25 protein-coding genes are annotated in these 22,644 nt (G+C 64.5%); all 25 read left to right on the top strand.

What is annotated here, in order from left to right:
- Positions 1-56 precede the first annotated feature (56 nt).
- On the top strand, positions 57-455 hold the full coding sequence (locus tag ACQ86G_RS22845) for a hypothetical protein (RefSeq protein WP_431257459.1): 399 nt from the start codon (positions 57-59) through the stop codon (positions 453-455).
- 257 nt (positions 456-712) lie between these two features.
- Positions 713-1,009 carry a hypothetical protein gene (locus ACQ86G_RS22840; protein ID WP_431257458.1) on the top strand — a complete coding sequence of 99 codons (297 nt, stop codon included), beginning with the start codon at positions 713-715 and terminating at the stop codon, positions 1,007-1,009.
- Positions 1,010-1,174: 165 nt separating this feature from the next.
- Positions 1,175-3,310 carry a type VI secretion system Vgr family protein gene (locus ACQ86G_RS22835; protein ID WP_431257457.1) on the top strand — a complete coding sequence of 712 codons (2,136 nt, stop codon included), beginning with the start codon at positions 1,175-1,177 and terminating at the stop codon, positions 3,308-3,310.
- A gap of 1 nt (position 3,311) precedes the next feature.
- The gene (locus ACQ86G_RS22830; protein WP_431257456.1) at positions 3,312-3,857 is read left to right on the top strand and encodes a DUF6484 domain-containing protein; all 546 of its coding nucleotides are present in this window, start codon (positions 3,312-3,314) and stop codon (positions 3,855-3,857) included.
- Between the two features lie 8 nt (positions 3,858-3,865).
- Positions 3,866-5,002 carry a DUF2169 family type VI secretion system accessory protein gene (locus ACQ86G_RS22825; RefSeq protein WP_431257455.1) on the top strand — a complete coding sequence of 379 codons (1,137 nt, stop codon included), beginning with the start codon at positions 3,866-3,868 and terminating at the stop codon, positions 5,000-5,002.
- Between the two features lie 14 nt (positions 5,003-5,016).
- Entirely contained in the window at positions 5,017-6,066 is a 1,050-nt protein-coding gene (locus ACQ86G_RS22820; protein ID WP_431257454.1) for a beta-ketoacyl synthase N-terminal-like domain-containing protein, read from the top strand.
- A gap of 11 nt (positions 6,067-6,077) precedes the next feature.
- Positions 6,078-6,467, top strand: coding sequence for a PAAR-like domain-containing protein (locus ACQ86G_RS22815; protein WP_431257453.1), 390 nt, complete (start codon positions 6,078-6,080; stop codon positions 6,465-6,467).
- A gap of 48 nt (positions 6,468-6,515) precedes the next feature.
- Positions 6,516-7,679, top strand: a complete 1,164-nt coding sequence (locus tag ACQ86G_RS22810) for an HNH/endonuclease VII fold toxin-2 domain-containing protein (protein WP_431257452.1) — start codon at positions 6,516-6,518, stop codon at positions 7,677-7,679.
- The gene (locus tag ACQ86G_RS22805) at positions 7,676-8,353 is read left to right on the top strand and encodes a hypothetical protein (protein WP_431257451.1); all 678 of its coding nucleotides are present in this window, start codon (positions 7,676-7,678) and stop codon (positions 8,351-8,353) included. The genes ACQ86G_RS22810 and ACQ86G_RS22805 overlap by 4 nt, the downstream gene beginning before the upstream one ends.
- A 44-nt stretch (positions 8,354-8,397) precedes the next feature.
- Positions 8,398-8,625, top strand: a complete 228-nt coding sequence (locus ACQ86G_RS22800; RefSeq protein ID WP_431257450.1) for a hypothetical protein — start codon at positions 8,398-8,400, stop codon at positions 8,623-8,625.
- A gap of 84 nt (positions 8,626-8,709) precedes the next feature.
- Positions 8,710-10,008: a HEAT repeat domain-containing protein gene (locus ACQ86G_RS22795; RefSeq protein WP_431257449.1), complete on the top strand. Its 1,299-nt coding sequence runs from the start codon at positions 8,710-8,712 to the stop codon at positions 10,006-10,008.
- Positions 10,005-10,454: a thioredoxin gene (locus tag ACQ86G_RS22790; RefSeq protein WP_431257448.1), complete on the top strand. Its 450-nt coding sequence runs from the start codon at positions 10,005-10,007 to the stop codon at positions 10,452-10,454. The genes ACQ86G_RS22795 and ACQ86G_RS22790 overlap by 4 nt, the downstream gene beginning before the upstream one ends.
- Before the next feature lie 73 nt (positions 10,455-10,527).
- Positions 10,528-11,568: a WD40/YVTN/BNR-like repeat-containing protein gene (locus tag ACQ86G_RS22785; protein ID WP_431257447.1), complete on the top strand. Its 1,041-nt coding sequence runs from the start codon at positions 10,528-10,530 to the stop codon at positions 11,566-11,568.
- A gap of 88 nt (positions 11,569-11,656) precedes the next feature.
- Positions 11,657-12,619, top strand: coding sequence for a hypothetical protein (locus tag ACQ86G_RS22780; RefSeq protein WP_431257446.1), 963 nt, complete (start codon positions 11,657-11,659; stop codon positions 12,617-12,619).
- A gap of 126 nt (positions 12,620-12,745) precedes the next feature.
- A complete protein-coding gene (locus tag ACQ86G_RS22775) occupies positions 12,746-13,771 on the top strand; it encodes a hypothetical protein (RefSeq protein WP_431257445.1) in 1,026 nt (341 codons plus the stop codon).
- 165 nt (positions 13,772-13,936) lie between these two features.
- On the top strand, positions 13,937-14,824 hold the full coding sequence (locus ACQ86G_RS22770) for a hypothetical protein (protein WP_431257444.1): 888 nt from the start codon (positions 13,937-13,939) through the stop codon (positions 14,822-14,824).
- An 85-nt stretch (positions 14,825-14,909) separates the two neighbouring features.
- Positions 14,910-15,410 (top strand): hypothetical protein, encoded by a 501-nt coding sequence (locus ACQ86G_RS22765; RefSeq protein ID WP_431257443.1) that lies wholly within the window; start codon positions 14,910-14,912, stop codon positions 15,408-15,410.
- 52 nt (positions 15,411-15,462) lie between these two features.
- A complete protein-coding gene (locus ACQ86G_RS22760; RefSeq protein ID WP_431257442.1) occupies positions 15,463-15,960 on the top strand; it encodes a hypothetical protein in 498 nt (165 codons plus the stop codon).
- Positions 15,947-16,486 (top strand): hypothetical protein, encoded by a 540-nt coding sequence (locus tag ACQ86G_RS22755; protein WP_431257441.1) that lies wholly within the window; start codon positions 15,947-15,949, stop codon positions 16,484-16,486. Before ACQ86G_RS22760 ends, ACQ86G_RS22755 begins: the two co-directional genes overlap by 14 nt.
- The gene (locus ACQ86G_RS22750; protein WP_431257440.1) at positions 16,467-17,294 is read left to right on the top strand and encodes an SMI1/KNR4 family protein; all 828 of its coding nucleotides are present in this window, start codon (positions 16,467-16,469) and stop codon (positions 17,292-17,294) included. The genes ACQ86G_RS22755 and ACQ86G_RS22750 overlap by 20 nt, the downstream gene beginning before the upstream one ends.
- Positions 17,287-17,730 (top strand): hypothetical protein, encoded by a 444-nt coding sequence (locus tag ACQ86G_RS22745; protein ID WP_431261549.1) that lies wholly within the window; start codon positions 17,287-17,289, stop codon positions 17,728-17,730. The genes ACQ86G_RS22750 and ACQ86G_RS22745 overlap by 8 nt, the downstream gene beginning before the upstream one ends.
- Before the next feature lie 40 nt (positions 17,731-17,770).
- Positions 17,771-18,289, top strand: a complete 519-nt coding sequence (locus tag ACQ86G_RS22740; protein WP_431257439.1) for a hypothetical protein — start codon at positions 17,771-17,773, stop codon at positions 18,287-18,289.
- A gap of 308 nt (positions 18,290-18,597) precedes the next feature.
- Positions 18,598-20,835, top strand: coding sequence for a type VI secretion system Vgr family protein (locus ACQ86G_RS22735; protein WP_431257438.1), 2,238 nt, complete (start codon positions 18,598-18,600; stop codon positions 20,833-20,835).
- 105 nt (positions 20,836-20,940) lie between these two features.
- Positions 20,941-21,525 (top strand): DUF6484 domain-containing protein, encoded by a 585-nt coding sequence (locus ACQ86G_RS22730; RefSeq protein ID WP_431257437.1) that lies wholly within the window; start codon positions 20,941-20,943, stop codon positions 21,523-21,525.
- A gap of 27 nt (positions 21,526-21,552) precedes the next feature.
- Entirely contained in the window at positions 21,553-22,626 is a 1,074-nt protein-coding gene (locus ACQ86G_RS22725) for a DUF2169 family type VI secretion system accessory protein (RefSeq protein ID WP_431257436.1), read from the top strand.
- The last annotated feature ends 18 nt before the right edge of the window (positions 22,627-22,644 follow it).

The raw sequence follows: 22,644 nt of genomic DNA, 5'->3' as shown, positions 1-22,644 counted from the left end.
GCCAAGGACGGACACCCCCGCAAGTCCATTTCTGGGACGGTCAAGTGTGGCGGGAGGTGCCGCTGCCTGAAGTCGCGGAGGCAATCAACGCGCTTTATGTGGAATCCGAGGATCGGGTCTGGCTTGCCGGCGCCAATGGGACGCTGCTTGTCGGGAATGCCAACGACGGCTTCAAAAGTCTCAGTTCGGTCGACGACAACCAGCTGTTCCTTGGCGTCTGCGAGTACTTCGGGAAGGTGTATTTACCATCCACCCTCGGCCTCTTCGTCTACGACGTTCAGGATCCGGCAGCAGGGATCCGGGAGGTCGTCACAGGGTTGGTGCCGGAGTTGCAGGACGCGCGGATCATTGATCGGGCCAATGGCGTGCTCTGGTCAGTCGGTGGAAAAGATATCGCCAAGTTCGATGGCAAGACTTGGACGCGTATCCATCACCCCGACAACGATCCCATCTGATCGCGAACCCGTCATTGATGATGGACGCACCCTCCAAACCCGCGGCCTTTGCGGACGAGCTCTGCCGGCGCGTGAACTGCCGGGGTGCCGGCAACTGGCTGGCGGAGCTCGGTCGTCGGACGGGGCTGGCGCCTCAACAGGTCATGCCGGAGCCGCCAGTCGCCAGGCATGTGATATCGCTGCCAGACCATGGGCTTTACTTGGTGCTCAGACATCCGCATGCGGGGGATGTCGAACGCGGCGATCCTGATCGGTGGTTGATCACCGACGTCATTTTTGACGTGGCTGGCGCCCACGGTGGTTCATGGCGTCAGGCCTTGCCTTTCGGCCTTGACGCCCACCTCGAAACGCCCGAGTCCGCGAAAGCGCGTCTTGACGCCGACAGCCTGGGACTTGGCGAAGCGAGGCTGCGCGCTGGAGATTATCGCCAGAGCTTCGTCCTGGACAAGGCGCTGGTGCTGCAGATCACTTGGCTCCCTGAGTTGAAGGGCATCGCGCGGGTGACGGTCTTGCGACTGGGTACGGAGCTTCTCGATCCGGATGAATCGGCGTGACGACCGGAAACCTCAGAAGAGGTTGTCGAGGCAGAGGGCTCTGGTCGCCCAGAATGTGTGCGAATATCGCCCAAGTCGATGGGCGAGGTAGGGAGTGACTTTCGACCGTTGTGGTGATTGCGGGTGATCCCTAGCCTGCGGGGTGTCGACCTGACCCTTGGTGCCATGGCCTCACCTTTCCGCCTCAAGACCTCCCTGCCCGAAGACACTCTGCGCGTGCACACCTGTGTGTCGCGCGAGGGTCTGAGCGACGCTGGAGACACCACGCTGACGCTGTTGAGCGAACGCAAGGACATCCAGGCCTCGGATCTGCTGGGCAAGCCCGCGACGCTGACGATCGCGCTGCGAGACGACGCACCGCGTTACCTCAGCGGCTACGTGACGCGCTTCGCGCAACGCGGCTTCGAGGGCAAGCACTGCGTGTACGAGATGCAGCTCAAGCCGTGGCTGTGGCTGCTGACGCGCACGTCGGACTGCCGGATCTTCCAGGAGCTGTCGGTCCCCGACATCGTCAAGCAGGTCTTCGAGGACCACCCGGTCGCGCGCTACGAGTTCAAGCTGCTGCGTCCGTACCGGACCTGGAACTACTGCGTGCAATACCGCGAGACCGACTTCAACTTCGTCGCGCGGTTGCTGGAGCACGAGGGCATCTACTGGTACGTCGAGCACGACGAGGGCGGCCACAAGGTGGTGCTGTGCGACTCGGCCAGCGGGCACGACGCCAGGCCGGGCTGCGAGTCGCTGCCGTTCTACGGCTCGGGCGCGCAGGCCACGCCGGCGCTGGAGTACGTCCAGGCCTGGGGCAGCGCCGAGTGCGTGAAACCGGGCAAGGTCGTCATCACCGACTACGACTTCCAGCGTCCGTCGACGTCGCTGGAGACCAACCAGAGCGTGGCGCGCAACTACGACCTGTCCGACGGCGAGATCTTCGACTACCCGGGCGGCTACATCCAGACGGGTGACGGGTCGCAGTACGTGGAGGACCGGCTCGACGAGCTGCAGACGCAGTTCCAGACCTACGACGGCGCGACCAACGCGCAGGGCGTGAGCACGGGCCATCTGCTGTCGCTGACGCGCCATCCGCGCGAGAGCGAGAACGCGCAGTACCTGGTCACGAGCACGCAGCTGAGCCTGAGCCAGGCCGCCAACGAGGCGGGTTCGGGCGAGACGGGGCTGCGCTGCAGCTTCAACTGCATCCCGGCGGCGCAGCAGTACCGGCCGCCGCGCCGCACCCCGAAGCCGCTGGTGGCGGGGCCGCAGACGGCGATCGTCAGCGGTCCGGCGGGCGAGGAGATTCACACCGACAAGTACGGCCGGGTGAAGGTGCAATTCCACTGGGACCGTCGCGGCAAGAGCGACGAGCGCAGCTCGTGCTGGGTGAGCGTGGCGCATCCGTGGGCGGGCTCGAACTTCGGCGGCATCCACATCCCGCGCATCGGGCAGGAAGTGATCATCGGGTTCATCGAAGGGGACCCGGACGCGCCGATCATCATGGGGCGGACCTACAACGGCGAGAACCTGCCGCCATGGGACCTGCCGGCCAACGCGACGCAGAGCGGCTTCCTGACGCGCTCGACCAAGGGCGGGAGCTACGGCAACGCCAACGCGATCCGGTTCGAGGACAAGCACGGCGACGAGCAGCTGTGGATCCACGCGGAGAAGAACCAGGACATCGAGGTCGAGAACGACGAGACGCACTGGGTCGGACGGGACCGGACGAAGACGATCGACCGGCATGAGACGGTGTTCGTGAAGGGCAACCGCACGGAGACGGTGGACCTGGACGAGACGATCACGATCCACCAGAACCGCAAGGAGCGCGTGGACCTCGATGAGACGATCTCGATCGGGATGAACCGCACGGAAGACGTCGGCATCAACGAGACGATCAGCATCGGGTCGAACCGGTCGGTGACGATCGGCGGGAACAAGACCGAGACCATCTCGATGGCGAAGGCCGAGACGATCGGTCTTGCCAAGGCGCTGACGATCGGCCTGGGATACCAGACCTCGGTCGGCGCCATGATGAACACGACGGTCGGTGCGTTCCAGACCGAGCAGGTCGGGCTGTACAAGAACACGATGGTGGGCAAGGACTACACCATCAACAGCGGCGCGGTGTATTCGGTCACCGCAAAGGACGAGCTCCATCTGACGGTCGGCAAGGCGAGCCTGACGATGAAGTCGGACGGGACGATCATCCTCAACGGCCACACGCTCAGCGTCGGCACCACCGGCGAGCAGACCTTCAAGGCCGACGGCGAGGTGACGGTCAAGGGCAAACAGATCCTGGAGAACTGACGTGGAGCGAATCGACATGCCGGCGCATGGCGTCGACACTGCCACCCAAGAGGGATCGCCTTTCCAGGTATTGCTGAACCAGGGCTCCCAGGCGGCCACGATGCCGGCCCCGGGTCAGGTGATCATCGGTACCTTGCAGACTGTGCCTTCGCAGCAGGCAACGGGCTCGGCGATGGTTCCCGGGCTCGGACTTGTGGGCGTGGCCCACAGCCTGGTGCCGCTGTCCGCGGAACATGAGGGCCAGGGTGTCGCGCTGAGCGTACTCGCTGGGGGCTCCGCGATCGTGCTGGGGCTGCTGTGGAACGGCGAGGCCGTGAAGGAATCTCAGCCAGCCCCTCTGGCGTACGACGAGGAGTCCGAAGGACTCGCCATCACGGTGGATGGCCATCGCGAGGTCATCGAAGCCGCAGAGGAACTCGAGCTGCGCTGCGGCGAGGCGTGCATCGTGCTGACGGCCGACGGTCGCATCCAGCTGCGCGGGACCTACATCACCAGCCATGCGAGCGCGACGCAGCGCATCGTGGGCGGGTCGGTGCATGTGAACTGACGTCGACGATGCAGTTGCACATTGGCTCCAAGCATCACGCCGCCGAAGTCGCGGTGGCGCTCGATGTGACTGGACGCGAACATCTCGTGGTGGTGGCGAAGGCGACCTGGAGTATCCCGGAGCCGGGGCAGCGACCGCGGCCGTTGCCGCCGCAGCCGCTGGCCATGGTCGACGACTACCATGGCGAGCCCGGCGAAAGCGCGATGCGATACGGCAGCGACTTCGCGCGTTTCAAGCCCAAGTGCGATGTGATCTTCGACGCCTGTGCGCATGCGCCGGATGCGTCGACCGTCCAGCAGATCAACGCCGGCTGGCAGATCGGCGACCTGCAGAAGCAGGTGCGTGTGTTCGGTCCAAGGCACTGGGAAGGGCAGGGCGCGGAGGCGAAGCTTGGTAATGCCGCACCTTTCAGATCGGTCGCGCTGCACTACGGCAATGCCTTTGGCGGCAGCCTTCGGCAGCCCCACGGTCCGGGCAAGGAATCGATGGCCGACGTCTTCCTTCCGAATCCGATCGGTAAGGGTTTCGTCGGGCCGAACACGAGGAACCAGGCTGCGGGCCTGTCCGCCAGCCAGCTCGAGGCGCCTCATGACGCATTGGCGCGTCCTGATGGTCCGCATGTGCCCTGGGCGTTCTCCGCCGTCCCCAGCAATTGCCCGCCACGCATTCACTATGCAGGCACCTACGACGTGGCCTGGGAAGAGAGCGTGGCTCCGTTCCTTCCGGAAGATTTCGATGAGCGCTTCCATCAGGTGGCGCCGCCTGACCAGCAGATGCCTTACCCCACCGAGGCGATGCCGGTGATGCTGGAGAACCTGATCGCGGGTCGTCCGCGTGTCAGCTTCACCTTGCCGAATCTGAAGGCGCTTCGAGTCATGGTCCTGCGCACGGACTACAGCGTCGAGGAGATGGATGCGCCCGTGGACACGATCTTCTTCGAGACCGAAGCAGGTCGTTTCAGCGCCGTCTGGCGGGCCAGCGTGCCCTTGCGCAGGCGGCTGCAGGAAATCGATACGGTCGCGTTGGGGCAGGTCGATGGTGCGTGGTGGCGCGCTCGGCGGCTGGGTCTCGAACAGGAAGGCGGTTGCGAGGGCTGCGGCGATGGTCCGCCTGTCACGATGCTGGATCGCGGGGCCTTCGCATGAACGGACCTCGCACCATGGAGGCGCCTCCTCAGACGCTGCCTTTCACGCCCTTGCGGATTGCCTCCGCGGGCATTTGCTGCTCGTTGGGCTACACCCTCGACACGGCGAGCGTCGCATTGCAGGCGAGGTTGGATCATTTCCAGAGCAGTCATTTCAAGACCCCGCGAGGCGAGCCTCTGCTCGTGGCTCAACTGCCCGAGACCCGACGCTGGGGTGGCAAACGTCTGGGTCTGTGGCTCCAGGCGGCGCTGCGAGATTGTTTGAGCAATGTCTCGGAGGTCACCCCGGATCGGCTGGCTGTGCTCTGGTTGGCGCCCGGAAGGCTCGAGGTCAGGCACGCGGCCATCGATTGGGGCGCGATCTATCAGGATGCCTGCGATGCCTTGGAGCTGCGCTTCCATGCCGAATCACGCATCCTGGCTCAAGGGCGAGCCTCGTTGTCCGTGGCGTTGGAGCGTGCCCATCTGCTGCTGCAGCGTAGCGACATCGACGGGGTCTTGGTGGTGGGCGTGGACAGCTTGCTGGACGCGCCAACGATCGGCCGCTACCTGAACGAGGATCGACTGCTGACGCCCAAGAATGCCGATGGATTCATCCCCGGCGAGGCGGCTGCCGCGGTCCTGCTGCAGCGGGAGACGGCGCCGTCCGATGCCCGGCCTTCCGTCCACATCGTCGGACATGGTCGGGGCATCGAGGCCGGCCGAGTCGATGGCAGCGTTCCGAGCCGCGCGCAGGGGCTCGCACAAGCGTTGCGGGCCGCCCTGAGCAGTGCCGCGCTGGGCTATGCGGACCTCGAGTTCCGATGCGCGGACCAGAACGGCGAAGCGTTCTATGCCAAAGAAGCCAGTCATGCCTTTGGCCGCATTGCGCCGGTCGGTGGAGACGCATTGGAACTGCTGACCATCGCGGATGGCGTCGGCGAAGTCGGCGCTGCCCTCGGCCCGCTGATGCTGGCCCACCTTTCACGCCTCATGCGCCACCCGCTCGGGCCGGGCGCCTGCGGGATCCTGCATCTGGCCGACGACGATGGCGCGCGCGCCGCGGCCGTCCTCGAGCTCCGCTGACCTGCCAAGCCATGAGTACCAACGTTTTTGCCAACGGCAACGAAATCTGTTCCAAGACGGCGGACGGCACGTCCAAGTGCGCATTTCCCGATCCTTGTTGGAGTCCTCCGCCACCTGGCGCTGGCCCGGTCCTTCTGCCGTATCCCAACACCGTGTTCGCGAGTCAGCTCCAGGATGGTAGTGCCACCGTGTTCATCTGCGGCAAGCCGCTGGCGTTGAAGAACGTCAGCCATCTCGCCAACAGCATCGGCAACGAGCCGGCGACGCCCGCGTTCCAGAAGGGACAGAAGACCACGGTCATCAAGGGCAAGGCCTTCTTCACCGACTGGTCGGGCAACGTCAAGGTCGAAGGACTCAATGTCTGCCGGCATGACGATCCCATGACCCACAATCACCGCTGAGCGAGCACCATGGGAGGATCAGCACGCAGGTCGGGTGGCGGTTCGTCGGTGGGCAACACGCCCAACTTCCCCTATCTCGATTCGAAGTCGAAGAAAAGTTGCGAAGGCAAGAACGGGCTCAAGGGCGAGCGCGAAGAGATCGAGGAGAAGTGCAAGCCTGAGTCCGAGGAGAACAAGACCAAGCGGCACGCCAAGCGGGGCGGACTGCTCGGCAAGCTCCAGCGCAAACCCAATGCAGGCAGCAGCAAGCCTAACGCGGGCTGGATCGGCAGTCATTGCGATTTCCTGATGCTCAAGCCGGGTGCGGCTGACGACATGGTCAAGGATCTTGAGGCGCTGCCCGCCCAGATGGCCGAGAGCCTTGGCATGAAGGCCTTGGAGGCGGTCGAGCAGAAAGTGGTGCAGGCGCTAGAGGATGCGGTCAAGAAGAAGCTCGCGAAGTTGGCGCTCAAGCAGGGCTTCATCCGTGTGTTCTCGTTCCTAGGCGGGCCGGTGGTCGGTGTCGCGGTGAACGTCGCCATGACGGCGGATGCGATCAATGATGTGAAGCGGGCCGTCGAAGAGTTCCCGCAGATGAAGAAGGAAGTCGAGAACGCGCAGCGGGCGCTGGAATCGGCCAAGAAGCAGGTCACGGACGTGAACAAGGCGCTGGATCACTATCGCGATCCGAAGACAGGCCTGCTCAAGAAGGATGCGATCGCCTCAGACATGATGGAGCTTGCCGCTCGCACCAATGACTGCCTCACGGCGCGGCGCTGCATGCTGGTCCCATATAACCAGACCGGTAGTGGGCCTGCGATGGCGGGCAAGGGCTGTTGCCCGGGACAGACCGGCCACCACCTGTTGCCGGAAGCAATGTTCGACCATTGCTCCAACTACGGCTCAAAGGAGCATGCCAGGGCGCCCACGATGTGTGTCGAGGGCGCTACCAACAGCCTGGGATCCCATGGCAAGGCCCACCGTTCGCTGCTCCGCGTGCTGGACACGAACCACCGCGGGACAGCCTTCGGCCAGACCATGACGAAAGCGGATGCCATCGATGCTGGGGTCGAGTCTGTCCGCAAGACATTCCCCGAGTCGAAATGCAGCGAGGAATGCCTGAAGGCGCAGTTGGAAAACTATTACAAGAAGATCAACTGCAAGCCGAAGAAGGAATCGGGCATCAAGGACAATAAGGTTGGAGCTGGGAACACTTCTGGAGATGACTTTTGACTAGCCACTACGAAATTTCGGAGTCCTTCCGCCAGAGAATCTTCGAGAACCGTTGGTTCTACGATTGTGCGGTTGTCGACAGAGATACGGTCAGCTTTATCCTCTTCGACAACGGCCCGGAAGACAACGGCAACCGTGCGCTCGGCACGGTCAGTTTCGGCGCTGACGCGAAGCTGGGAGGCAAGAAGTTCAACGGGTTCGCCTTCCCGATGCTCGGCGTGGCGCCGAATCTCGGAAAGACCTCGGTCATGCTTGGCAGTATCGATGGTGTGGCCGTTCATGGCGAGGGCGGGGGCGAGATGTGGCCCGATATTCCTAAATCTCCGCAAGGCCCCATCAGTACCGGGCCGACGAATGTCGCGACCATTGGCGGGAAGCTCTATGTCTGCGCGGGTTGGCGACATGTTTGCTACCTGAGCGACGCACGGGAGTGGGTGTCGATCCGTCATAACCTGCCGGATCCCCCAAACCCCAAGAAGGCCAGCCGATTCGGCTTTGAGGCGATCGCCGGATTTGGCGCCGACGATATCTATGCTGCAGGCGGTGAAGGTGATCTCTGGCATTTTGACGGCAAGACCTGGCGCCAGTGCCAGGTGCCGACCAACATGACCATGGAGAGCCTCGCTGCGCGGGCGATGGCAATGTGTACGTCGGACTGCAGTCCGGCGGCCTGATGCGCGGGCGTGGGGACGAATGGCAGGTCATTCATGAAGATCGCATGACCGTGCCGTTCAAGGACATCGTCTGGTACCAGGATCAGCTGTGGTGCACGTCGGAGTACGGTCTATGGACCGTGGGCAAGGACGGCAAGCTGGTCGACGCGGACGCGCCGGCGCTTGCCACGGCATGTTCCGGCAACCTGTCGACCGCCGACGGCATCCTGATGGTGGCGGGTCTCAACGGCGCCGCCATTCACGACGGCAGGCAATGGCATCGGTTGCTGTGAGTGCTGCCGAGATCTGGAGGGGTTGAATGTCCATCCAAGCGTTGGGCCAGGGCGCCTCTCAAGGAGACGCAAGACCGTCCCGTCGTGCTGCCCTTGGTGCGTCGCCATTCGGAAGACGCCGCGTTCTATTGGCAACAACTGGCCGGCAGTGCCGGCGCGACCGAACTGCCCGCGCGGCGAGCCCGTCATTTCGCCGAGTTGCTGACCTTGCACCTGGAGGGGCTTGGTCTGGCCGGCGCTCAAGGCCGGGATGTCTCTCTGGAGTCGCTGCAACGGTGGCGAAAGCCCGGTGAGGCTTTTGCCGCGTTGCACGCAGCGCTCGCCGTGGCGCCTGGAGCAGAGCAGACTCGCGCGGTGCAAAGGGTTTTCGCGACCGTGACGCGCGCGCCCGACTCGCTGTTGCGCGGCGCCATCTCCGCGTTGGCGTGGGCCGATCCGACTCACGTCGAACCGTGGCTGACCCTTTCGTTCCGGGACGATGTGGTGCGACGGGTGGCATCGTTACGTGCCATGGCGTTGCGCGGACTAGTGGTATCCGATTGGAAGCAACAGGCCGGACATGAGAGCGCCTTCGTCCGTGCGGCGGCGTGCCGTGCAGCGCCGGTCGAGGCGACGAGCGTCCTGCTCGCGCTGCGCACGGATGTCGACCTTGCCGTCCGCGCCGAGAGTGTGCTTGCCTGGGCGAGGCTGGTCCCGTCGAGCGCACGAAGTGCCGACGACTCGGCCCAGGCCGCCAGTGTGCTGTGGTGCTGCGTTTCAGAACAATTGCAGTTGCTGGGTGCCGCCACGGGTTGGCACAGGATGCAGGCGCAGCGGCGTCTGACACGTTGGCTGCGTCATCTCGCCTGGCTCGCTCCGCTTGGGCATCCGGGTGTGCCGCAACTGTTGAACCAGTTGCCGCCGCGCCTGGCCCTCAGCTTCGTCTTGCATCACGGCGATCCGCGGCAGCTTGGCTTCGTGCTGCAGGCCTTGCAGCGGCCCGACACCGCTCGTTGGGCACTTTGGGTCTGGCGCAGCCTGACCGGCGTCGACCCTCAGGAAGCCGGCTTGACCTTGCCTGACGCGCCACTCGACCTGGATGCGCCGCTCAGCGCAGCACAGCAAGATTCGGACCATGGTTTGCCTCTGCCGGACCCCGCAGCGGTTGTCGCGCACCCGGCCAGCCGCGTCGCGTTGTCCATCGACCAGCGCTGCCTGATGGGACAGCCTGTGCAGGCCCATGTCTTGCGCGCGCTGCTGGATCCCTCCGCCAATCATTCCCAGGCGCTGCGCTTCGTTGCGGGGCATGCGCTGGAACAGGTGCTTCCCGCCTACGCGCTGAATCTGCGCGCCAGTCCTGCGGTGCAAGCCGCGCAGTTGGCCCGTATGGGGATCCCGCAGTGAGCGGCCAGGAGCGATTGGACCCATGGCTGGATGCTCAGCAAATCGCTCAACGCCTCCGCGAGCCGGGCGCGGAGTTGCTTGTGGTCCTCGGCGCGGAGTCGTGGTGCGGCAAGTGCCAACGCTTGCGACCCGCGTTCGATGAGTTGGCTGTAGGCATGCCCCGTCACGTGCTACCCATGTGGCTGGATCTGGAAGATCACGCCGAGTTCCTGAATGGCTTCGTACCGCCGGACCTGCCGCTGCTTCTACGGTGGCGCCAAGGCGTCTGCGTACAGGCTGCGGTGGTAATCGACATTACGCCCGATGCGCCGCCGGCTGAACGTGTCCAACTACAACCTGTCGCGATCGAGGGGACACAGATTCGGGATCCGCATGAAGACGAATTGCTCGATCTTCCTTCGTTGTGGACGGAGTTCTCCTCCACTTCCTGGGCGACCGGTTCTTGACTCTTGCTGTTGAAGAGGGCGCTCCTGCCCTTCGTCAGCGCATCAAGGCCCTTGTGATCGAGATGGTGGATCAATGACATGGATCACAGGCGACGAATACAGCGGGAGTTTCGACGGCTTTTGCATCGTGGACTGCGCCGTGCGAGACAGGAACATCTTCGCATTCGCGCTCGATGCGATCTTCACGGACGAGGAGGTCGATGAAGAGCAGCGAAATGGCTGGGACCGATCGCTCAGACCCAAACGACTCATCACGTTCTTTCGCGACAAGCCCGAGGGCGCGCGCTATGGAGCGAGAGAATTCGAGGAGTGGGGGCCGTTGAGACTCGGTGCCATGTCGGCGCCCAAGAGTCAGCTGCTGCTCTTCGAGCAGCATGGGCAGCAGGTCTACGTCGTCGGATCCGGCGAGGCAGGCTTTGAAGTGCCGCTGAATCGTGACAACCCGAACCTCCCGCCATTCGGTCTGGTCGACAGGATCAAGACCTTCGAGGGGCACGCGTTCCTCTGCGGGGCTTACCGGAGCTTCGGGAAGCGTCTGGGCGTCGACAAATATGAGAGCTACACCGATGCCATCCCCGAGGTTCCGGAGGACGACCCGCTGTACCTGCGCGACGGCTTCGCCGACTTCGACATGTTTGCCGAGGATGACGTCTACGCCGCCGGGGGCAAGGGCGACGTCTGGCACTTCAACGGCAAGACCTGGCGCCAGATTCACTTGTCCACGAACGCCTGGTTGAACACCGTGTGCTGCGGCGGTGATGGCATGGTCTACATCTCCGGCTATGAAGGCCGCACTTTCATGGGGCGAGACGACACGTGGACCCAGATTCAGGAGGGGGGCATCTACCTCGGATGGCGGGACATGGTGTGGTTCGAAGATCGGGCCTGGGCCGTCAGCGAGAACGGGCTCTGGGCGATCAAGGATGGAAAGGTGGAGTTTCAGAATCACCTGCTTGAACCCGAGATCGCGGTTTGCAGCGGCAATCTCTACGTGAACGACGGCGTGATGCTGATGGCCGGTCTCGGCGGCGCCTGCTTCCGCGAGAACGGTGAGTGGCACAGCATCTTCACCAAAGGGTGCATGGACAAGATGCTGCTTGCCGAGGCGAAATGAAAAAGTTCCTGACCGGGAAATCCGGGAGTCACGCCGACGTGCCTCCGCGTTCCGCCGCTTGTCAGAGCGAAATCATGAAGGGTGGTGAATGATGCACGTCTCGCAGGAAATCTGGCTCGATCGAATACAAGGCTGGAATATCACAGACTGTGCCGTGCGTAGTCGGGATGTGATCAGTTTGTGTCTGCGCCGCAAGGTCGACCCGGAGGACGTGAGCTGGACTGCCGACAGTGACATTCCGTCCAGGTTGATGAACCTGTTCATCAATCGAGATGAGAACGTTTTTGGGGACCGGACCTACGCTGGCCTCAAGTTGCCAAAGCTCGGCGTCTGCTCGGTCCCAGTCGCGCAGGCAATGATGGTCGCGAGAAACGCCGATGGTCAGGTGGTCCTGCTTGGCGGAGGACGCGACTTCTCCGACGAATTCATTGCTCCCGGAAAGTACCCGATGACCCACCGGGTCAAGACCTTGTTCGGGTGCGCGTATTCGGTGGGGCAGGGGCGTTCCATCTACAAGCGAGCTTATATCGGAAGCTGGTTGCCGTTCAATGAAGGTTTTCCGGCAATTGAAGCTGTGACCAGTCACGGCTTTGAGGATATGGATGCCTTCAGTGAAGGCGATATGTATGCCGTGGGCGGCCATGGCGACGTCTGGCATTTCGACGGTGAGCGCTGGAGCCACATGCAATTCCCCAGCAATGTGCAACTGGGTACGGTGACCTGCGCGGGAGATGGGCAGGTTTACATCAGTGGCGAAGGTGGCAGCTTGTGGGTGGGGCAGAAGTCCAGCTGGAAGCGCATCTACGAGGGAAACTCAAGCGTTTTGTGGAACGACGCGCTGTGGTTCGAGGGAAAGCTTTGGCTGTCGTCGGACTTCCAGTTCCGGCACTGGGATGGAAAGAGCTTGGCGCCGGTCACGCATGAGGGTAGGCAGCTTTGGCTCAATGGCCATATGGATGCCCGCGACGGTCTGCTTGCCGTTGCTGGCGTCGAACGGCTCAATGTCTTTGACGGTGAGAACTGGCGAACCATCGTGGAGCCCTACCTTTGAGTTCGAGTGCGGGCCGCTTCAGCTGGCATTCGACCTACGAGGCGCAGCTCGGCGACGACGAGCGGAAAAAGAGGTTTTCTGCGCACTCGGTTTTCCGAGTTCGCACATCCATTGGGTCAACAAGTGATGCTCAGTAAGGACGTCTGGAAGAAGTACTTCGACGGATTCACTGTCCACGACTGTGCAATCTTTCGGCGCGACGGATATTGCTTTGTCCTCGTTGAAGAACAGAGTGATCGCCGCACGCTGCCAACGACGCGATTTGTGACGGTGATAGCTGATCGCCCGATCACGACCGCAAATGTACCGTTTGGGAAGACCGACAACTTTGCTTTTTCTTCCATCGCTTGCGGGATCACTCCTGCTGAGTATCTGGCAGTCGACTTGACAAGCAAGGTCTACAGCGCCAACGCGAAGTCGAATCAGTTTGAAACGCCTATTGAGGATCTCATCAGCCTCAAGACGCCGCACGACACCATGGTGACGATCCGAAAAGTCGTGCGAGCTGCAGGCCGCGTCTACGCAGTAGGCAACAACCGGCGGTTGTACCGACGAGACGGCGTCAACCACTGGGTGGATTTGCACGGCGAAGGGATCGGTGCACCGATGCCAGCCGACTATGCGGCCAAGCCGAATGCGGATTGGGGCCATGAGATCGGGTTCAAGGACCTGAGTGCGTTCAGTGGCACGGACGTCTATGCCTGCGGAGGTAAGGGAGACCTATGGCGCTTCGACGGCAAGACCTGGCACCAATGTCCGCTGCCCACCATAGCGCAGCTGGAGACGGTGTGCTGCGCCGGTGACGGCAAGGTGTATGTGACCGACCTGCACGGCAATGTGTGGGCGGGTCGCGAAGAGAGGTGGACGCAGGTCGCGAGCAGCGAACTCGGTTGGGGATCGCAGCCCGTCGACGCCTTCTGGTTCAAGGGCCGCATGCTCTTCGGCGCTCAGGAAGGTCTGTACGTCATCGACGGCGACAAGGAACTCGTGCCGCTGAGTGAGATCGAAGACGGCGTTCCCAGCTCGATGGTGACGGGGCGCATCGACATCAGTCCCGATGGGAACTATCTGCTGACTGCCGGTCCTTACGGAGCGTGTCTATACGACGGCGAGCGGTGGACGCGGCTGTTCAGTGCATTCGATTTCCGCTGAGTTGCCACTTCGATTGAGTGGAGACGTGATGATTGACAGGGATGTTTGGGACAGGTATTTAAAGGGTTACACGATCCACGACTGCGCCATTTATAGAGAGAAGGGTTATTGCTTCCTTCTCGTCGAGGAAAAGGGGGTCGAGATCCTCTGCCGGCTACTCGGATTGTGACCATCATCGCGGACCGGTCGATCTCCACATCAGGCGGCGTGCCGTTCGCGCAAACCGTGCGATTCAAGTTCGCCACGATCGCCTGCGGTTTGGGTCCTGCCGAGTACGTCGTTGTCGATACCGCGAGCAATGTATTCAGTACCAGTGGCAGGTCCAGGCAATTCGAAACTCCAATTGAAGACCTCATCAGTCTCAAGACTGACGTAGGCGACAGTGTCGTGATCAACCGCGTTGCACGAGTGGCCGAAAAGGTCTACGCGATCGGCAGCGATCGGCGCTTGTATCGCCGCGAGGGCATCGACAACTGGGTAGACCTGCATACCGAGGGGCGCGGTGCCCCGACGCCTGCGGACTACACGACCTCTCCTACGGACTGGGGTAGGGTGCTCGGGTTCAAGGACCTGAGTGCCTTCAGCGACACCGACTTCTACGCTGCCGGCGGTGAAGGCGACCTGTGGCGCTTCGACGGCAAGACCTGGTACCAATGTCCGCTGTCCACCAAAGCACAGCTGGAGACCGTTTGCTGCGCCGGTGACGGCAAGGTGTATGTGACCGACCTGCACGGCAACGTGTGGGCGGGTCGCGAAGAGACCTGGGCCCAGGTCGCAGCAAGCGAACTTAGCTGGGGATCGCAGCCCGTCGACGCCTTCTGGTTCAAGGGCCGCATGCTCTTCGGCGCTCAGGAAGGTCTGTACGTCATCAGCGGCGACAAGGAACTCGTGCCGTTGGGTACGATCGAAGACGGCGTTCCCAGCTCGATGGTGACGGGGCGCATCGATATCAGTCCCGACGGCAAGCACCTGCTGACCGCCGGTCCATACGGGGCGTGTCTATACGACGGCGAGAAGTGGACGCGACTGTTCAGTGCATTCGACTTCCGCTGATGCCGGCGGGCCAGCTTGTTGCCGCTTCTGGAAGAAGCCCGCGCTGGTCACCCGAACGACGAGTCGATCTGAGAAGGAGAATGAAGTGAAAATTGAGATCGACCAGTTGGTTGCCTTTCTCGGGCATTCGTCGATTCACGACGCTTTCAATGACTATTTGACCCGCCACGGCGTCAAGAAGCGTCCCAAGGCGAGTGATGACTACCCCTATCAGGTGGATGTCAAAGCGGAGGGAATCACGCTGACTTTTGAGGACAGTCCACGGAAGTATGAGATCGCGACGAAAAGTGATGGCCAGTTCATCTTCTCCGAGATCTACTGTGATCTCGAGTCGAAGAAAAATCCGTTCAAGGGGAATCTGCCGTTCGGCGTGAATGACGCGAGGACCTCGACGGACATCATCAAGCGCCTCGGCGAGCCGCGTTCGACGATCGAGGGCGCTACCGACGACGGTTTCGGGCAGACGTATTTCATCGACGGCCTCGTCTGCATCTTCATGTTCGACGACGCGGCCGGATCGGTCATGAGTTTTGTGCGTTTGTGTGTCCCGACGAAGTTCGACCGACAACAAGGCTTAGCTCCTTGAAACAGATGACTATGGAAACTCACGCAGAAGAGCGCGACGGGCTGTGACCGATATGGATACCAATCAACTGGCCACCTTTTTGGGTCATTCGACGGTTCACCCACCGTTCAACGACTTTCTTGCCGCCCAAGGCATCAAGAAACGCCCGAAGCTATCCGACAGTCTTCCCTACAAGGTGGCTTCATCGGTGCCGGGTCTTGCCTTGGTCTTCGAGGACTCTCCGGAAGCTCAGGGGATGGCCCGGAAAAGCGAGGGCCAGTTCGTCTTCCACGAGATCTATTTCGACTTCAATCCGAAGAAGGAAGAGTTCGTCGGTGAGATGCCGTTCGGCATCGGCGCTGCCCGATCGCTGGGCGAGGTCCAGACTGCCATCGGCGCGCCGCGCGTGCTGCGAGACAGCCTCAATCCCAAATTCCCCGGTGCTTTTGCCAGCTATCTGATTGGCGACATCGTGCTTCAGTTCAAGTACGCGGACGCCGAAGGCGCGGCACTGAAGTTCGCGAGAATTGGAATCAGGGCCGATCACCACGTCCTGCATGGCCTGGCCTGATCGCGGCTACACCGGCTTCATCTCAAAAATGAACATCTCCACCCTGATTTCCTTCCTGGGTCATTCCAGCATCCATGCACCGTTCGATGCCTTTCTGAAAGCGAACGGCGTCAAGAGACGACCGAGGGACACCGATGGCTACCCGTATGCGATCAAGAGTGCGGTGCCGGGGCTGTCGCTCGGCTTCGAAGACGATCCGGAGGATCTCGGCATCCCACGGAAGAGCGACGGCGGATTCGTGTTCAGCAAGATCAACTTCGAGCTCGTCTCGAAGAAGGCGCCGTACCTTGGCGATCTGCCGTTTGGGGTGGACCAGCGACGTTCCGGTCAGGAGGTGAGCGCGCTGCTGGGTGCGCCACGGACGCAGGGCAAGGTCCCCGTCGGCGACGGTGTCGGCATGTCCTATTTCATCGACGGGCTGGTGGTCGTGTTTTCCTATGCGGATGCTTCTTTGATCCAACTCTCGTACGTCGGCATTTCCTTGCCGGACGATGCGGACCGGGAACATGGCTTGGCTCCCGCATGAGCACGAGTACTGGAGCCCCCCGCTGACCGACGACGACTGGGCCGAGTTCGTCATCGCCCTGCGCCAGTCGCAGGGCCCTGGCCCGTACCCGCCGGCCACGCGCGAGGAACTTGACCAGGCCAAGGCCGATCTCCAAGCCGCGCTGGAACGCCGCCGGGCCGAGGCGCCCGCGCGCGAGCTCGCCTGGAACGCCAAGGCGCTCGCCCGCCAGATGGCCGACGAACTCGCCGAGCGGGCGAGGGCGGAGGCCCACGCCGCCCGCTGGGCCTCCTTCCAATGGCGGATGGAGTTCCCCTGGAAGGACCAGTATCCCGAGATCACCCTCGAGGACATCCGCGCCTTCGAGGCCCGCAACCAGCTCGAGCTCCCGCCCGACTACGCCGCCTTCCTGCTCGACCACCGCGGCTCGCCGCCGATGATGCGGAACCAGTTCGGCGGCTGGGCCGCCATCGCCATGCCGGTCGACTGGGGCGGCCGGCCCGCGGGTTCCTACGGCGACGAGGCCGAACTGAACAGCACCTACAGCCTTTTCGAAGAGAAGGGGACCGACTCGCCCTACCGAAGCGGCTGCAACCTCGACGACAACCTGCTCTGGAACGAGCACCTCCATCCGCCCGGGCTGCTGCCGATCGGCGGTGATCCGGGCAACTCGCAGTTCATGCTCGGGCTGGAAGGCGAGCGACGCGGCAAGGTCTACTTCCTGTCGACCTTCCACATCCCGCATCCGATGTCCCACGACCACCTCGGCTTCGTCGCCGATTCCTTCACCGACTTCCTCGCCGCCGCCCGGCCGATCGACCGTGACTGACCTTCCCCTGGACCTCTGGGCCATGCTTCCCTTGCTGGTCGCGCAGGCGCCCATCGACGCACCCAGGCTGGCCGCCGTGCTGCAGTCCCCGATGGAACAGCGCGACATCGCCAACGAGTGGACGGACGCCTTCTTCGGCGGTCCGGTGCGGCTCGCCGACGGCGTGATCGTCCAGGAGGCCTTCCTGCGCATGCGCAAACGGGACCCCGAAGCGCATTGGGGGCTGGTGTTGCGGATCGCCGGACCGTGCGTGCTGCGGACCGATGTGCTCCGCCGCCATGAAGGCATGGAGATCACCGGGCATCCGCGGGGCGGTTCGCTCGACGAGGAGACCTCGTGGTCCCGTCGGGAGCGGTGGGGGAAACTGGCCTTCGGCTTCGCCGAGCGGGACTGGAACTGCCTGAGTTCCATCCTCATCGCCGGTCCGGCCTGGTGAACCGGCCCGGTGGCCCGATTACGGGTTATCGTTCAGCCTCATGACCACCACCTCCATCCCGACGCTCCCCGAGCTCCCGAGCCTCCTCGGCCTGACCGAAGTCGACGCTCCGCTCATCGCCGCCGTGCTCGCGCACACCACGCCCGCCGGCACGCCCGTGCCGACCGAGCTCTCCCAGAAGCGCAAGAAGGAGATCCGCGCCGGTTTCGTGCACCTGAAGGAGGCCGGCGTCGTGCTGTCCTTCTCCCCGCGCGAGACCCACGCGGTCGACTACGGTGAGCCGCTGGGCCCCGGCACCCACGTGCTGAGCTCGATCTTCTACTACCCCGAAGGCAGCGAGGAAGTCGATCCGTACAAGGACAACGCCCTGTTCGCCGCCACGCCCGTCGGCACCCGCGAGGCCGCCACCGCCGCCTACGGCGAAGCGGTCGACGGCGAAGAGGACGAGGGCGTGTTCGAGTGGGAACAGTGGGAAGTCGAGGGCCGCGAGGTCACCGCCGACTACGCCGACGACGGCGCCGTGCTGACGATCACCGTCTCCCTGCCGCTGCCGATGTGACGATCACAGGCATGCGCCCGCATGCCTGCGTCACCCACTCGGGTGACACGCCCAGCCCGCCTTCCCGGCCCCTCCTGGCGCCTCCTGGCTCCTCCTGGCCCCGTTTCGCACACGCGACGGCCGTGGCGCAGAGGCGGGAGGGGCCGCTAGGCGCAAACCGGAGCCATGGCAGCGCCATGGTGAGGATTTGCAACGACGCGGACTGCCCGCCTCTGCGCCACGGCGGGTGACTTTGGTCGCTTTCGGTGGTTGGCGCACAGGCCTACCGTGAAGGATCGATTGCTCAGGTCCGCTCTCGCGGTCCGCCCATGGCAGCTCCTTTCCGCCTCAAGACCGCCCTCGACGACGACGTCCTCCGCGTCCACGCCTGCGCGTCGCGCGAGGCGTTGAGCGACCTCGGCGAGACCACGCTGACCCTGCTCAGCGAGCGCAAGGACATCCGCGCCTCGGAGCTGCTGGGCAAGTCCGCGACGCTGACGATGGCGCTGCGCGACGACGCCCCGCGCCACCTCGCGGGCTACGTCACCCGCTTCGCGCAGACCGGCTTCGAGGGCAAGCACACCGTCTACCAGATGACGATGCGCCCCTGGCTGTGGCTGCTCACGCGCACCGCCGACTGCCGCATCTTCCAGGAGATGACCGTCCCCGACATCGTCAAGGCGGTTTTCGACGACCACCCGGTCGCGCGCCACGAGTTCAAGCTGATGCGCGCCTACCGGCCCTGGACCTACTGCGTCCAGTACCGCGAGACCGACTTCAACTTCGTCGCCCGGCTGCTCGAGAACGAGGGCATCTACTGGTATTTCACCCACGACGAGTCCGGCCACACGCTGGTGCTGACCGACGCCGCCTCGGCCCACGACTGCGCCCCGGACTGCGAGACCCTGCCGTTCTACGGCGGCACGAACAACGCGCCGCCCGAGCTCGAGTACGTCGACACCTGGGTCACGCAGGAGAGCCTCAAGCCCGGCAAGGTCGTCATCACGGACTACGACTTCGAGCGGCCCTCGACCTCGCTGGAAACGACGCTGGACCGCACCCGCGACTACGACCTGTCCGACGGCGAGGTCTTCGACTACCCCGGCGGCTACGTGCAGGGCAGCGACGGCGCGCAGTACGTCGAGGACCGCCTCGACGAGATCCAGACCGCCTTCGCCCGCTTCGACGGCGACACCAACGCGCAGGGCGTGCGCACCGGCCATCTGCTGTCGCTGAGCCGTCATCCGCGCGACGACCAGAACGCCAAGTACCTCATCACCGGCACGGTCACGCAGCTGCGACAGGCCTCGACGGAGTCGGCCTCCGGCGAATCCGAGCTGCGCTGCCGCTTCAACGCCATCCCCGCCGACCAGCAGTTCCGTCCCGAGCGTCGCACGCCCAAGCCGATGGCGCCGGGCCCGCAGACCGCGATCGTCACGGGCCCGTCGGGCGAGGAAATCTTCACCGACAAGTACGGCCGCATCAAGGTGCAGTTCCACTGGGACCGCCGCGGCCAGCGCAACGAGACCAGCTCGTGCTGGATCCGCGTCTCGCAGCCCTGGGCCGGCAAGGGCTGGGGCGGCGTGTCCATCCCGCGCATCGGGCAGGAGGTCGTGGTCGACTTCGTCGAGGGCGACCCCGACCAGCCGCTCATCACGGGCCGCGTCTACAACGCCGAGCAGATGCCGCCGTACGGCCTGCCGGCCGCCGCCGTCATCAGCGGCATGAAGTCCAAGACCCACAAGGGCGCCGGCTACAACGAGATGTCCATGGACGACACCGCCGGCAAGGAGATGATCACGATCCACGGCCAGTACGACATGGCCACCACGATCGAGCACGACCAGACCTCCACCATCCACAACAACCGCACCGACACGGTGGACGTGGACGACTCGGAGACCGTCGGCAACAACCAGACGCAGACCGTCGGCGTGAACCAGACGATCAGCGTCGGGTCCAACCGCAGCAAGTCCATCGGCGCGAACGAGACGGTCAGCGTCGGCGCCAACCGCACCGAATCGGTGGGCGCCAACGAGACCATCACCATCGGCGCGCATCGCACCGAGACCGTCGGCGCCGGCGAGACGGTGACGATCAACGCCGGCCAGACGGTCACCGTCAACGGCATCCGCAGCCACACGGTCAACGGCGCGCAGACCACCACTGTCTCGCTGGCCGAGGCCCACACCGTCGGCGCGGCCCGCATGCACACCGTGGGCGCGGCCGAGGCGATCAACGTCGGCGGCGCCCAGATGGTGTCCATCGGCGGGTTGCAGCGGGTCAACGTCGGCGCGCTGCAGTCGATCGGCGTGGGCGGACCGCACAAGCTGTCGGCCGCGAGCATCGGCCAGACCGCCAAGAGCACCTACAAGACCAAGGCCGGCGCCAGCGCCACGATCGAGGCGCCGACGATCACGCTCAAGGCCGGCGGCAGCAAGATCGTGATGGACTCGAGCGGGATCACGATCTCCGCCGCCAAGATCACGATCAAGGCCAGCGGCACGGTCGGCATCAAGGGCAGCGGCGGCGTGGCCGTCAAGGGCGCCAAGATCGGAGAGAACTGAGATGGCCGAGCAAGCAGGCAACGCGGGCCCCCTGGGCGCCGCCCCCCTCCCAACCGCCGCCGCGGCGATCCGACCCGCGCGGCCGTCGCCGCCGCCGAGCACCTGATGGACCGCGTGCGGCTCGTCGACGCCGGCGTGCTGGTCGGCATGTTCTGCGGCTTCGACGCGCAGGGCCGCTTCCTGGTCCGCATGGCCAAGGGCCTGCCGCCGGTCGTCGCGATGTCCGTCGTCGGCCTCAAGGTCGAGGACGAGGGCGACGAGGTCATCGTCTCGCTCGAGCGCGGCGATCCGTCGCGGCCGGTCATCCTGGGCCGCGCGATGCGGTACGCCGAACCCGAGGCGCCACGTCACGCCGCCCGCCCGGACCTGCCCGCGCATGAGTCCGTCGACGAACGCGCGTACTCGCCCGCGGACGAGCCGCGCGCCCCGGCAGACGGCCCCTCGGATGTCGCCGAACCCGATGCGGCGGTCGAGGCCATGCCGGGACCGGCACTCACGCGACGGGGGCAGAGCGTGACGGTGGACGGCGAACGCGTCGTGCTCAACGGCGCGAAGCAGGTCGAGCTGCGCTGCGGCGAGGCCAGCATCGTGCTGACGGCCGCCGGCAAGATCCTGATCAAGGGCACCTATGTGCTGAGCCGCTCCAGCGGCGCGAACCGCATCAAGGGTGCGTTCGTCGACATCAACTGACGGTCCCCGTCACCGCCAGGATCCCCCATGTGGCAACTGCAGAACCGCACGCCGTTCGCCGCCGAGCGCGGCTGGGTGCGCGATCGCGACGGCACGGAGATCTGGCTGGTGGCGGTGAAGGCGAGCTTCACGCTGCAGCCTGACGGCACGCCGCGCGTGGCCGACCAGCAGCCCGAGGTGCTGCGCGGCCCGGCGCATCGCGGCGACGCGGCCTCGACCAGCCTGACGGCGGACGCGGACCTGATCCGCACCAAGACCGCGACCGACGTGATCGTCGACGGTCAGGCGCATGCGCCGGGCGGCACGCCGGTCACGGAGCTCGACGTCGGCGTGGCCGTGGGCGGTCGCGCGAAGGTGCTCAAGGTCTTCGGCGATCGTGTCTGGCAGGGGCGCAGCATCGGCCGGCCGGCGCCGTTCACGGCGATGCCCGTCGTGTGGGAGCGCGCCTTCGGCGGCGTCGATCCGAAGGCCGATCCCGCGACCTGGGACGAGCGCAATCCGCTGGGGCAGGGCTACGCGGTCGACGGCGACCATGTCGACGGCCGGCCGCTGCCCAACATCGAGGACCCCGACCACCTGATCCGCAGCTGGAAGGACCGGCCCGTGCCGGTCGGCCTGGGCGCGCTGTGCAGCCACTGGACGGAGCGCCGTCGCTTCGCCGGCACCTACGACGAGCGCTGGCAGCGCGAGCGCCTGCCGCTGCTGCCCGACGATTTCGACGACCGCCACTACCAGTGCGCGCCACCGGACCAGCAGTACGCCGGGTTCCTGCGCGGCGGCGAGCCGGTCACGCTGCTGAACCTGTCTCCGGGCGGCGGGCAATGGCGCTTCGCGTTGCCGCGCGTGTTCCTCGGCCTGGAAACCTTCTTCAATGACGGCCATCGCGAGGTCCACCCGCCGCCCAGACTGCACACCGTGATCCTCGTGCCTGACGAGCGCCGGGTCTCGCTGGTCTTCCACAGCGCGCTGCCGTGTCATCCGCGCGTGCTCAAGCTGGAGCGCACGCGGATCTGGCTGAAGCAGGACCTGCGCGACGGCGTGCTCGGCGCGCCGGAGCCCGACGGCGTCGAGGCCGTCGGCCATCGCGCGCAGGCGGCCTGACAGGCGCCAGGAACGGAC

The organism is Roseateles chitinivorans, from assembly GCF_050632145.1.
Classification (GTDB): domain Bacteria; phylum Pseudomonadota; class Gammaproteobacteria; order Burkholderiales; family Burkholderiaceae_C; genus Roseateles; species Roseateles chitinivorans_B.
Note: the sequence above shows the minus strand (reverse complement) of the source record. Positions and strands in the feature narration are given on the sequence as shown.

Bases quoted from the DNA above. Each gene is read 5' to 3' on its own strand.
- ACQ86G_RS22835 (WP_431257457.1), top strand. From the start codon at position 1,175: ATGGCCTCACCTTTCCGCCTCAAGACCTCCCTGCCCGAAGACACTCTG.
- ACQ86G_RS22825 (WP_431257455.1), top strand. From the start codon at position 3,866: ATGCAGTTGCACATTGGCTCCAAGCATCACGCCGCCGAAGTCGCGGTG.
- ACQ86G_RS22820 (WP_431257454.1), top strand. From the start codon at position 5,017: ATGGAGGCGCCTCCTCAGACGCTGCCTTTCACGCCCTTGCGGATTGCC.
- ACQ86G_RS22815 (WP_431257453.1), top strand. From the start codon at position 6,078: ATGAGTACCAACGTTTTTGCCAACGGCAACGAAATCTGTTCCAAGACG.
- ACQ86G_RS22800 (WP_431257450.1), top strand. From the start codon at position 8,398: ATGACCGTGCCGTTCAAGGACATCGTCTGGTACCAGGATCAGCTGTGG.
- ACQ86G_RS22785 (WP_431257447.1), top strand. From the start codon at position 10,528: ATGACATGGATCACAGGCGACGAATACAGCGGGAGTTTCGACGGCTTT.
- ACQ86G_RS22780 (WP_431257446.1), top strand. From the start codon at position 11,657: ATGATGCACGTCTCGCAGGAAATCTGGCTCGATCGAATACAAGGCTGG.
- ACQ86G_RS22775 (WP_431257445.1), top strand. From the start codon at position 12,746: ATGCTCAGTAAGGACGTCTGGAAGAAGTACTTCGACGGATTCACTGTC.
- ACQ86G_RS22760 (WP_431257442.1), top strand. From the start codon at position 15,463: ATGGATACCAATCAACTGGCCACCTTTTTGGGTCATTCGACGGTTCAC.
- ACQ86G_RS22755 (WP_431257441.1), top strand. From the start codon at position 15,947: ATGGCCTGGCCTGATCGCGGCTACACCGGCTTCATCTCAAAAATGAAC.
- ACQ86G_RS22750 (WP_431257440.1), top strand. From the start codon at position 16,467: ATGGCTTGGCTCCCGCATGAGCACGAGTACTGGAGCCCCCCGCTGACC.
- ACQ86G_RS22740 (WP_431257439.1), top strand. From the start codon at position 17,771: ATGACCACCACCTCCATCCCGACGCTCCCCGAGCTCCCGAGCCTCCTC.
- ACQ86G_RS22735 (WP_431257438.1), top strand. From the start codon at position 18,598: ATGGCAGCTCCTTTCCGCCTCAAGACCGCCCTCGACGACGACGTCCTC.
- ACQ86G_RS22730 (WP_431257437.1), top strand. From the start codon at position 20,941: ATGGACCGCGTGCGGCTCGTCGACGCCGGCGTGCTGGTCGGCATGTTC.
- ACQ86G_RS22725 (WP_431257436.1), top strand. From the start codon at position 21,553: ATGTGGCAACTGCAGAACCGCACGCCGTTCGCCGCCGAGCGCGGCTGG.